Source organism: Aestuariibaculum sp. YM273, assembly GCF_030908365.1.
GTDB classification, from domain to species: Bacteria; Bacteroidota; Bacteroidia; order Flavobacteriales; family Flavobacteriaceae; genus Aestuariibaculum; species Aestuariibaculum marinum.
In genome coordinates, this window is sequence record NZ_CP133090.1 from 318,685 (window position 1) to 330,527 (window position 11,843).

Here is an 11,843-nt window from a genome sequence, read left to right on the forward strand (position 1 = left end):
AATTGAAATTGCGTTTATTGTTTCAATTAATTATAAAACATTAAAACCTCACGTAGTGAGTTAAACATATGATTTTAAGAGCCGAAAATTTAATGAAGTCCTATAACGGACGTAAAGTAGTAAAAGATGTCTCTCTTGAAGTTAATCAAGGGGAAATCGTTGGATTATTAGGGCCCAATGGTGCTGGTAAAACAACCTCGTTTTACATGATTGTAGGTCTTATAAAACCAAACGGCGGGCATATCTTTTTAGATAATACCGAAATCACCCAATACCCCATGTACAAGCGTGCACAAAACGGTATCGGGTACTTGGCACAGGAAGCTTCTGTTTTCAGAAAGTTAAGTATTGAAGACAATATTTTAAGTGTATTACAACTAACGAAACTGAGCAAAAAAGAACAGCTTCATAAAATGGAATCGCTTATTGAAGAGTTCGGTTTGGGGCATATCCGCAAAAACCGTGGTGACTTATTATCCGGTGGTGAGCGTCGTCGTACCGAAATTGCACGCGCCTTAGCAACCGACCCGAGTTTTATTTTATTAGATGAACCCTTTGCTGGGGTTGACCCGGTTGCGGTTGAGGATATTCAGCGTATTGTAGCTCAATTGACTAAAAAGAATATTGGTATTTTAATTACAGACCACAACGTTCAGGAAACCTTAGCGATTACCGACCGAACGTATTTGATGTTTGAAGGTAGCATTCTTAAAGCCGGTGAACCTGAAGAACTGGCCAATGATGAAATGGTACGTAAAGTGTACTTAGGTCAGAACTTCGAGTTACGTAAAAAGAAAATCAGAGATTAATATATTCTGAATTTATTTCAGAATGGCAACAGTCCTATTCTGAAGAACATAAAGCCTCTAAAACCTTTTCAGATTGACATAATGCGACTTTTTATTGGTCGCATTCTTTCTATTTAGTCCCTACTTCTTTAAAACTTTACTCACTAATTTCACAACCAATACCGCCAGTAACCCAACAGCAATACCAATCACAAAATCTTTAATGACTCCGGGAATGGATTCCGCAAAGTGATGTAAGACTTCAATATTATGGGTAAAAATTCCGCCTGCCACTAAAAGCAAGGCCACAGTTCCTATAAACGACAAACTCTTAATTACTATCGGCAAGGCTTTCACTAATACATTTCCTATGCTAAATAACACTCCTTTTTGGTTGTCGCTCTTTTGAATTAATGCAAACCCCATATCATCCATACGTACAATAAGTGCGACAATGCCATAAACCCCAATAGTGGCGATGATTGCAACAATTGAAACCACCAACACCTGAAATACTAATGGCTCTCCTAAAACCGTTCCGAGAGCGATAATAACAATCTCAACCGACAAAATAAAGTCTGTAAATATCGCTGATTTCACTTTCTTTTGTTCCGCTTTTAATTGCGCCTCCGGCGACACATCTTCATGATTTACAACTTCAATCTTATGTTCATGCGGAAAAAAATATTCCATCACTTTTTCAACGCCTTCATACGCCAGATACACCCCTCCTGCTATTAAAATTAAGGTGACCGCCCAAGGCAAAAAAGTACTTAACAAAAAGGCTATCGGCAAGATGATCAACTTATTTAAAAATGATCCCTTAGTAATAGCCCACAAAACCGGAAGCTCTCTGGACGATACAAATCCTGTAGCTTTTTCAGCATTTACAGCAAGGTCATCGCCTAATATTCCCGCTGTTTTTTTTGTTGTAATTTTACTCATTACCACTACATCATCCATTAATGTAGCGATATCATCTAATAATGCGAAAAAACCTGAGGCCATAAAAGTCGTTCTGTATTTAGTAGAAGTTTATTTTGAAGTTATATTGTCCCATAAGGACAACAAAATATAAGTTAATATGATTAATGGAATTGCGGCGTATTGCAACACGATTAACAGTACTACACAAAGTATGATAAAAGTATAACGTAAGGCATTGGCCTTAAAACTAAAGTCTTTAAACTTAAGAGCAAATAATTTAATATTAGAATTCAATAAATAACAGCTAACGGCCGTGAGGGCGATTAAAAACCATTTATTGATTATGATCTTATTAATAGCATCACTATTCTGAAATTCTAGAATAAGCGGCAACGACACAATTAATAAGGTGTTAGCAGGTGTTGGCAGCCCTTTAAAGTAGTTTTTTTGCTCGTCGTCGAGGTTAAATTTTGCCAAACGGTATGCCGACGCCAAAGTAATGCAAAGTCCTATTAATGGTAATGCCGATAATTTAAATCCGGATAGCTCGATATCTGAATTCCATTCCTGAATCACCTTCATCACTACCGATTTTTCCTGAGTTAACTCCAGCATCTTATACATCACTATACCCGGAACCACACCACTGGTTACCATATCGGCAAGCGAATCCAACTGTAACCCTAATTCACTCGACACCCCTAATTTTCTAGCTGCAAAACCGTCGAAAAAGTCAAAGAAAATCCCCAGAAACACAAATAAGGCTGCCGCCGAAAAATTATCGTTAACCGCATAAATAACAGCTATACTTCCGCAGAATAAATTAAGAAGGGTTAAAGCATTTGGGATGTGTTTCTTCATAAAAGGCGTTTTGTTTCGGTAAAAATAGCAAACAATTTTCGTCTAAAACAATATCTATTCTATTTTCAAGTTTTAAAAGATTATAAATAATATGCATCTTTGTAAAAAAAAATTGCGGTTGAGAACATCCCTTACTGTATTGTTTTGTTTTATTACGGCGTCCATCTTCAGTCAGACGGTTAGAAAATATTCTAACGAGTTTATGAATATAGGTGTTGACGCGGCGGCTTTGGGTATGAGTAATGCCGTAACCTCTCACACTTCCGATGTGAATTCCGGGTACTGGAATCCGGCAGGTTTACTCAAACTTGAAGACAACCAAATGGCCTTAATGCACTCCAGTTATTTTGCCAATATTGCCAATTACGACTATGCCGCTTTCGCCAAACCTATAGATAACCAAAGTGCTTTTGCTGTTTCCCTAATTCGCTTTGCTGTAGATGATATTTTAAACACCACACAGTTAATTGACGAACAGGGCAATATTAATTACGATCGCATTAGTTTGTTTTCTACTGCCGATTACGCTTTAACCTTTTCTTATGCCCGTGCCTTACCGGTTGACGGTCTTAATTACGGTGTTAATGCCAAAGTGATTCGTAGAATTATTGGAGATTTTGCTTCGTCGTGGGGCTTTGGGTTTGATGCCGGCGTTCAGTTTGAAACCGATAACAATTGGAAATTCGGGTTGATGGCTCGCGATATTACCACCACATTCAATGCCTGGGCTATAGATGAAGATGAATTTAAAAAAGTGCAGGATGCCGTTGAAGGTCAGAATCAGGAGTTACCGGAAACCACAGAAATCACCATTCCTAAATTACAGTTAGGCGTTTCGAAACTATTCACCTTTCATTACGACTACACCCTATTGGCGGCAGCTAATTTAAATGTGCGATTCGAAGAAAATAACGATATTATTTCATCATCTTTTGCGAGTATCAACCCGGCTTTAGGTTTTGAGTTCGGCTATATCGACATGGTCTATTTGCGAGGTGGCGTGGGTAATTTTCAAAATGAGTTACAGATCGATAATACCGAACAATTAAGCTTTCAGCCAAGTTTTGGTGTTGGTTTTAAATACAACGGCATTCAGGTGGATTATGCGTTTACCGATATTGGTGACCAAAGTGTAGCTTTGTACTCTAATGTATTTTCATTGAAACTCGATTTTAGTATCTTTAGATAAGTCCATAATGCACATTGGGCAACCACCTATCTGCCGATATATAATTTATAACAACCAGATGAAACATTTTCTTTTCTCCTTCCTATTATTTGTTGTCACTCAACTTAGTTTTTCGCAACCCAATGTATTATCTGAACGTGCAGAAATCAGTGTTTTAACCATTGGCCCCGGAAGTTCTTTAAATGACTCTTTTGGCCATAGCGGATTTCGAGTAAAAGATCCAATAAAAGGCATTGATTTGGTATTTAACTATGGAATTTATGATTTTAACACCCCTAATTTCTATTTAAAATTTGCCCAGGGTAGGTTAAACTACCTATGTGGTATGAATTATTATGAAGACTTTTATAATGCCTACATCTCACAAAACCGAAGCATTAAAGCACAGGTTTTAAACTTAGATGCTGCTGAAAAACAAAAACTCTTTGATTACTTACGCAACAATATAAAACCTGCTAACCGACGTTACCTTTATGATTTCTTTTACGACAATTGCGCTACCAAAATAAAAGACGTTACTAACATTGCTGTAAACAACAGTATTGAATTTAACAAACCGAAAAATTTTAAAGAAGCCACTTTTCGAACGTTAATCAATAATAATTTAAACGCTAATTCCTGGGGCAGTTTCGGTATTAATGTGGCCTTAGGTTCGGTAATCGATCGCCAGGCACCTGCCGAAGACCACATGTTTTTACCCGAAAACATCTACCGCTTTTTTGAAGTTGCTACGGTAAACAATAAGCCCCTGGTAAAATCTGAAACTGTTATCTACAAAAAAATAGAAACACCTGAAGCCATTACTTTCTTTACCAGTCCGTTGTTTGTATTTGGTCTTATAGCTATATTCATTCTATACATTACCTATAAGGATAAAAAGCACAACAAAAGAAGTCAATGGCTGGATATTATTCTGTTTTCTGTCACCGGAATTATTGGGATTCTTCTATTACTACTTTGGTTTGCTACTGACCACAAAGGCACGCATCAAAACTACAACTTATTATGGGCTTTTGCTTTAAATGTTTTTGTTATTGGTCAGTTATTAAAACCTAAATTCAGTATCTGGTTTGTGAAGTATTTGAAACTTTTAGTGATTTTAATGTGTCTTTTAACCCTTCATTGGATTATTGGCGTGCAAGTCTTCTCCGTTGGATTAATTCCGTTGCTCATTGCTTTGCTCGCTAGGTATGTTTATTTGATACGTGTCAGTCGTTAAACGTGAAGTTTGAGACGTGAGACGTGAGGCATTAAGTCGTAGTTGGTGTTGCGATGGATTCCGCATCAAGTGCGGAATGAAAGTGGGGTGTGAGTCGTGAGGTGTTGTCTGTTATCAGTTGTGAGTTTTAGAGTAATGGATTCCGTATCAAGTACGGAATGACAGAGGGATGTTTATTGTATCCTTGTCCATTCGACCCTTCGATAGACTCAGGGCAGGCGGAGCTCAGACTGACAAAGCATAAACTTCATTCGATCATCTCTTATAACATTGTGAAGCGTGAGACGTGAGTCGTGAGGCATTAAGTCGTAGTTTGTGTTGCGATGGATGCCACATCAAGTGCGAAATGACAGCGGGAAGTTTATTATATAATTGCCTATTCAATCCTTGGATACTTCGACAAAGCTCAGTACAGACTTAGCTCTGGATGACCGCTACCCCATAATTTTACAAAAGCTATTTATATCAACTTTTTACATTGCCAAGATCCTGAAACCAGTTCAGGATGACAAATGGAATTTGGGTTTCTATCTTTAAGATTTTGCCTGCGTATGACAACCGCTTCGCTAGACCATACTCTTGTGCCTTTGCTGCATCTTAAAGCTGATTTTGCTACGAAATTTGTCATAAGTCATCTGAGTTGCTGATTGGTAAGACCCTTCGACAAAGCGCAGGACAGGCTTAGTTCTGAATGACATGAAAAACGTGCAGCGTGAGTCGTGAGTCGTGAGGTGTTAAGGCGTAGTTTGTATTGCGATGGATTCCGCATCTGGAAGGGGAATGACAGTGTGGTGTGGGCGTGAAACGTGAGTCGTGAAGTGTTATGGTATTGTATGTTGTTTAACAACTAGCACTTTTAATTTTTTAACCAAACATTACTGTCCTCTAAAGAAAATAACCGTGGTTAAGGTTTTTATCATGATACTAATATCTAAAAACAAACTGCGGTGTTTTATATAATATAAATCGTATTGCAGTTTTAATAAGCTATCATCTAACGACGAACCGTATCGTGTTTTTACCTGAGCCCAACCTGTTAACCCGGGTTTAATCATATGGCGGGTTTCATAAAATGGTAAGACTTCCGATAATTGCTTTACAAAAATGGGACGCTCCGGTCTGGGACCTATAAAACTCATATCACCCAATAGCACATTAAGAAACTGCGGAATTTCGTCTAATCTGGAATGTCTTAAAAAACGCCCGAAAGGTGTAATACGGCAATCGTTTTTAACCGCCCAAACCGCACCAGCGGCTTCGGCATTTTTTACCATGGTTCTGTACTTAATAATTTTAAATACCTTACCATTTAGCCCCACACGTTCCTGGGTATAAAATAACGGTCCACGATTCCCTATAAGGTTTCCAAGTATAATAAATGGTACAAAAACTAAACTCAATACCATACCAACAACAGATATAACAATATCAAATACACGTTGAAAAAATCGGTATAACCGGTTTTTATTATTTCGACTGAAGGGAAAATATTTATAAAAATCTTTACCAACAAACTGAACAGGCACCCGATTGGTCAGATCTTCAAATACCTGGGTGTACTCCCGAACAGGAATTCCTGATTCCAATACCGTAATTAAGGACTGATACACGTCTGGCGTAATGGTATCCGGTTTATAATTAACCACCACAATTTCCATAATACCCTCTTGCCTAACAGTTTCTAAAATTTCATGCGTTTGATATTCTTTAACATCATCAAACCTTAAGGATGCTACTCTATCGGATTCACAGTTAACAAAACCTGAAATCTTATAATTGGGATCCGATTGTTTAAAAACATCAATAATCGCACCCAGATTAGACGTTTCCCCAACTACCAGTACTCTTTTAAAAAACCGTGGCGACACAATAAAGGTTAAATACACCCAGCGCCAAACCAACAGAGCAAACAGTATCGAAAAATAGAAATAGAGAATTTGCAATCGGTTATTCGGAAGTTCTGGTGTAAAGAAGGGCGTTAAAAAATAAAACAACACGGTTGTGGATACCGTAAAAACGATACTGGTGAAAATCTTATCAAGTTTACTGGATTTCTGTAAATCGTAAAGTTCAAAAATCGTCCCGAAAATACTAATGTAAAGGATGAGCACAAATACCCAGCGCCAGCGCTCTTCAGAAATCGTAAAATAATCAAAACTAAAGGTGCTACTTACAAAACAGAGCACAAATAACATGGAAGCAACATCAACCAGACGCAATAACACCCTGCGCTCCGAAATATTAAAATGTACTCCCCCTTTGAACATTTTTTATGTAGGTAATGATTTGAGATAGTGTAAAGATAGAAAGTTTATTGAATTGAAACCACTTTAAACCAACAAACTAAGCCACAACTCTTTAACAATTCCCCAATCATACTGTTCGACTTTTTTACGTGCATTTAATGTGATTTTTTTTGTCAATTCAGAATCATTTTTTAAACACATAGCCGCCTCCACAAAAGGTTTCACCGAATTCGGTGGTACCAACATACCGTACTGTTCATTTTCAATTAAAAATGGTAAACCACCAACATTAGTAGAAATCACCGGCAAGCCTAAAGCCATCGCTTCAATAACACTCACCGGCATATTATCGAAATTCGTGGTATTAATAAATATATTACACTGTTGCGATACTTTAATCCAATCTTGCTTTTCCAATTTACCAGTAAAATTCACGGTAACCCCCAGTTTATCAGCATAATCTTTGACCTGTTGCAAGGTTCCGTCCTTATCCGGTCCAACCATGGTTAAGCTTGCTGATTGTCCTGCTCCTTGTAATGCTTTTAAAATATCAATAGCCAATAAAGGGTTATAGGTTTTATCGAAAGCACGTACCCAGAGCAGGTTCATAGCTTCAACCGTTCGTTGTTGAAATATATAAGCCTTTAAGTTGATGCTATTGGGGATATTTAAAATATTGGAATAGCCTTCATGCTCAAACTTCGACTTTAAATACTGCGATGGTGCGACATTTTTAAACGCGTGATTAAAAATCGACTGACACATTTTAGGGTTTCTTATTAACCGATTAGGCAAATCTCCTCCATGCAATATTGGAATATATTTTAGATTCCACAGCCTGCACAGCTGACTAACAACAAAGGCATAATAAAAATTATAGGTACTGTAGGTATCAATCAACACATAGTCAGAAGACTTTCGGTGTTTCACTACCGTAAAAACCATATTCCAAAACCGAAGTGCTTTATTCGATTTACTTGAGGCGTACTTCACATGAAATCCTTCATCCTCTAACAAAGGCCCCAGAACGTCAATGGACGTGACCGTCGCTTTGGTGTTATTTAATTTGTTCCCTATGTAAACGAGGTTGATCATATCTAATATGTAATAAACTCAAGGCATATATAAACGCGGGGGCTGCAATACGCATAGCCGAGTGATTAATTGTTAAAAACCAGAAAAAATAAAAAGAGAAAAACAAGACGTTATTGCGATCTCTCAATCTAAAAAGCAAAGGCACAAAGAGTAAAATTGCAAAAGCAATGACCCCCAGCAGCCCATGTTCAGCAACAATACGACTCATTTCATTATGAGATGCTGCCTGAATACCTGTTTCCTGAAATCGTAAATCTTTAATTCTTCCCACACCAACGCCTAAAAACGGATTCTCAAAAAACTCTTCTATTTCTTTTTTAATGAGGTAGACCCGTCCTGTCGTTACATCCTGTTTTTCCTCACCTCGAGCATTTTCATTGGCATAGCGATTTGCAATCAAGCCATTGGTTTGGATTGACGAATACACCCATGTTGCCGTTATCACTCCAATGAATAACAATAAAGACATAAACATGCTGCTCTTCTTATTCCTATCCATAAAACGGTACTGAAAAAATATAAAACAGCCCACCATAATTATCGCTGTCAACACCCCTCCCCGACTAAAAGTAACAATAGCTCGAAATGAAAACAATAATATGAATGCCAGATCTATGTATCGCATAACTCTGGTCTTAGTGAACATAAAAAACTTAACCGTCATAAAAAAAGCCCCCAGACTTAACACCGTCGATACCTGATTTGGTCCAAAGCCTCCAGAGGTTACAAAATTAGACCCCGTACTAGCCACCACATCGGACACATTAGGGTTGAACGCGACTATATAAATTACCGTACTTATTAAAGGATACACCGCAAAATTTATAATCTGCTCCAGTTGTGCTTTGGTAATACTCACTCCCATACAAAACAACGCTGCCAGGCCCAAACACACAGGTCCACTTAAGTTGAATGCCACGGCCTTTCGAATATCAGCACTTACATCCAGAGCATATAAGGACACATATATTCCAGGAATTAATAACAACACGTAAAGGACATAAGGCGTGGCTCGTAAATTAAACCCCTTATAAAACAATCCCATAATGGTAAATACCACGACCAGATATTTACTGGATTCATAAAACAGTCCACTACCTGTCATTCGCAACAGCACTTCTGCTCCTAGAATATAAGCGCAGGCCTTTATAATCTCAAAGGATTTCATGGGAACAGGTGCGGTAAATATTTTAAAGAAAAAATAAGCTACAATGCTATAAAAATAGACATCTCCCAATGCTCTGGAAAAATAAACCAATACACCTATCAGGATATGTAAACCTACTATTTTTAAATAACCACTATGCACTTAAACCTAATTTATAACGTATTGTAAATCGTTGTTATTTTATCCATAATCACCCCTTCTGAATAGGTATGTTCAACATGCCTTTTAAACAACAATGCATGCTCTTGTCTTAACGCCGGATGATCCATATAGTTACTTATAGCCTTGCCCAGCATTGCATCATCATTTGCAGGCACAACACTTCCCAATTCTCCATTTAACGCGACCGCTGCACATTGTCCAACATCGGTCACCACACACACTAAACCACTCAATCCATATTCGAGTAAACTTACCGGCAGCCCTTCCGACTTTGATGCTAATACGCCCATATCACATTGCGACAATATATGGCCCGTATCTGTTCTGCTGCCATAAATAAAAACATTATTTTCCAGATTATTATCTTCTATATAATCTTTTAATTCTTTTGAGTAAGTGTCATTATCATCTTTACCCACCAAGTGCAATGTCCATAAAGGATATTCTTTAGCGACCCTTTTAAAAGCCTTTAATAGGTTTAAATGGTCTTTTTGGGGCCTTAAATTAGCAAGACAAACGATTCTTTTCCCTGGCTCACCTTTTAATTCTGTTTGCTGTAGAGCACTCTTATCTATAACCGCAAAATTAGGTATGTATTCTACCTGTTTTACTTTCAGGTTTTCTTTAGCCCAGGTCACTAACCTATCATTAACACTGAAAATATAACTGAAATATTGAGAACAAAACTTTAGCGTTGGAGTTCTGCGTTGATCTAAAAATTCACTATGCCCAAAATGATCATGCCAGACTATTTTAATACTGTTGTTTACAAATTTAACTAAGGTCGCCAAAAAGAAGGATGATGCATGTGCGTGAATAATATCAATCGCTTCCTGTTTAATAAATCGATGTAACCTCAGCACGGCATTTACATCTAAAACAAACTGTTTTTCCAAAAACAGATACCCCACTTCATCTTTCAAAAGCCCTTTTAAATCACCTTCTTTACGTGTCGTACACAAGTAAGACTTGTCTACTCTGGACACCAATGCATTTGCCATATTAACAGCCACACGCTCGGCACCTCCTGGTTCTAAACTATCTATTAACTGTAGTACGCGCAAATTAAAATATTATTTTTGAGTTGATTGTATCAAGGCTTTTATGTCCTTTTCAAAACGGTCTAAGGTAAACTTTTGAGACCATTTCATCGCTAAGGCAGACATATTTTGTAAAGTCTCTTCGTTTCTCAAAGCGTTATTTACGGATTGTAGTGCCAGTTCCAATTCAGGTTGGATTAAAATGCCGCGTTCTCCTCTACCAAGCATATCCGAAACACAGGATATATCGGTTGCTATGGGTATAACTCCAAAAAACATCCCTTCTGCGACGGCTTTTGGCCAGCCTTCCGATTTAGATGCCAATATTAAAAAATGAGGAGCTCTATAAGCGGCTTTTAGTTGCTCTTTTGATTGGTTGCCGTGAAAACGTACGACACGTTCTAATCCATTCTCTTGCACATAATCTTCCAGTAGACTTTTTAACACCCCGTCTCCATAAAGATCCAGTTGCACCTTTCTCCCTTGTTTTAAAAGAGTCTCTACTATTTGTATGGCTAGTAAGGGCCGTTTTCCTGACACCAAACTACCTACAAACACAAAATGTAACTGACCATCGTACTTCCGTTCCTTTAAAATCTCCCTTTCTCCTTCAGTATAACTCGCTGTAAAAAACGGTAAAATGTTTTTTGTTTGCTTTGGCCAATGTCCGTAAACCAGTACCTGCATGTTTCTGGTTAAAAATGTATTTGATAACACCCACTTTTGCAAGCGATAGCTCAAAGGCTGTTTTGCCTTCGGATCCCAGTTTCCCGCATATTTAGCCGTTTTTATTTTATTTGGAAACAAGATCTGCACCAGACACCCCAGTAACCCAATATTTCCAGGGCACCGCAAATGAATGTGGTCTGCCCGCCTGCAAGCCTGAAATAAACGTAACAATATAATAGGTAAAAACCATAGGGTTTTAATTATTTGTATAAAACTAATAAGAGAAATCTCAGATATTGTTGTAAACTGAATATCCCTATGTACATAGGGTAAATCTATGTCTGTCGGTATTCCATCCTCTAAAGGCCCCAAAACTTCTACCTGATCGACATGTTTAAACCAAAGGTTCATTTCACGCACATAAGGTGCATAACCAAAATATTGATTTTGACTTTTTTTATGCAATACATGTGTTATGA

Annotated in this window: 10 protein-coding genes; 3 read left to right on the plus strand and 7 right to left on the minus strand. The window is 37.7% G+C overall.

The window, feature by feature from the left end; genetic code table 11:
- Window positions 1–68: 68 nt before the first annotated feature.
- Window positions 69–809, plus strand: a complete 741-nt coding sequence (gene lptB / locus RBH94_RS01240; RefSeq protein WP_188223207.1) for an LPS export ABC transporter ATP-binding protein — start codon at window positions 69–71, stop codon at window positions 807–809.
- Between the two features lie 120 nt (window positions 810–929).
- On the opposite strand, the gene RBH94_RS01245 is transcribed toward lptB, so the two are convergent.
- Both RBH94_RS01245 and RBH94_RS01250 read right to left on the minus strand, forming a co-directional pair.
- Window positions 930–1,796 carry a DUF808 domain-containing protein gene (locus RBH94_RS01245; protein WP_307882025.1) on the minus strand — a complete coding sequence of 289 codons (867 nt, stop codon included), beginning with the start codon at window positions 1,794–1,796 and terminating at the stop codon, window positions 930–932.
- Between the two features lie 27 nt (window positions 1,797–1,823).
- Entirely contained in the window at window positions 1,824–2,576 is a 753-nt protein-coding gene (locus RBH94_RS01250) for a phosphatidylcholine/phosphatidylserine synthase (protein ID WP_307882026.1), read from the minus strand.
- Between the two features lie 91 nt (window positions 2,577–2,667).
- On the opposite strand from RBH94_RS01250, the gene RBH94_RS01255 reads away from it, so the two are divergent.
- Both RBH94_RS01255 and RBH94_RS01260 read left to right on the plus strand, forming a co-directional pair.
- Complete coding sequence (locus tag RBH94_RS01255; protein WP_374047694.1) at window positions 2,668–3,765, plus strand: PorV/PorQ family protein; 1,098 nt, start codon at window positions 2,668–2,670, stop codon at window positions 3,763–3,765.
- 58 nt (window positions 3,766–3,823) lie between these two features.
- Window positions 3,824–4,984 carry a DUF4105 domain-containing protein gene (locus RBH94_RS01260; RefSeq protein ID WP_307882027.1) on the plus strand — a complete coding sequence of 387 codons (1,161 nt, stop codon included), beginning with the start codon at window positions 3,824–3,826 and terminating at the stop codon, window positions 4,982–4,984.
- Window positions 4,985–5,859: 875 nt separating this feature from the next.
- On the opposite strand, the gene RBH94_RS01265 is transcribed toward RBH94_RS01260, so the two are convergent.
- The 5 genes from RBH94_RS01265 to RBH94_RS01285 all read right to left on the minus strand — a co-directional run bounded on the left by RBH94_RS01265 (window position 5,860) and on the right by RBH94_RS01285 (window position 11,829).
- A complete protein-coding gene (locus tag RBH94_RS01265) occupies window positions 5,860–7,251 on the minus strand; it encodes a sugar transferase (protein ID WP_307882028.1) in 1,392 nt (463 codons plus the stop codon).
- A 63-nt stretch (window positions 7,252–7,314) separates the two neighbouring features.
- A complete protein-coding gene (locus tag RBH94_RS01270; protein WP_307882029.1) occupies window positions 7,315–8,325 on the minus strand; it encodes a glycosyltransferase family 4 protein in 1,011 nt (336 codons plus the stop codon).
- Complete coding sequence (locus RBH94_RS01275) at window positions 8,288–9,493, minus strand: O-antigen ligase (protein WP_307882030.1); 1,206 nt, start codon at window positions 9,491–9,493, stop codon at window positions 8,288–8,290. The genes RBH94_RS01270 and RBH94_RS01275 overlap by 38 nt, the downstream gene beginning before the upstream one ends.
- A gap of 152 nt (window positions 9,494–9,645) precedes the next feature.
- Complete coding sequence (locus RBH94_RS01280) at window positions 9,646–10,719, minus strand: glycosyltransferase (protein WP_307882031.1); 1,074 nt, start codon at window positions 10,717–10,719, stop codon at window positions 9,646–9,648.
- 9 nt (window positions 10,720–10,728) lie between these two features.
- Complete coding sequence (locus RBH94_RS01285; protein ID WP_307882032.1) at window positions 10,729–11,829, minus strand: glycosyltransferase family 4 protein; 1,101 nt, start codon at window positions 11,827–11,829, stop codon at window positions 10,729–10,731.
- Window positions 11,830–11,843 lie beyond the last annotated feature (14 nt).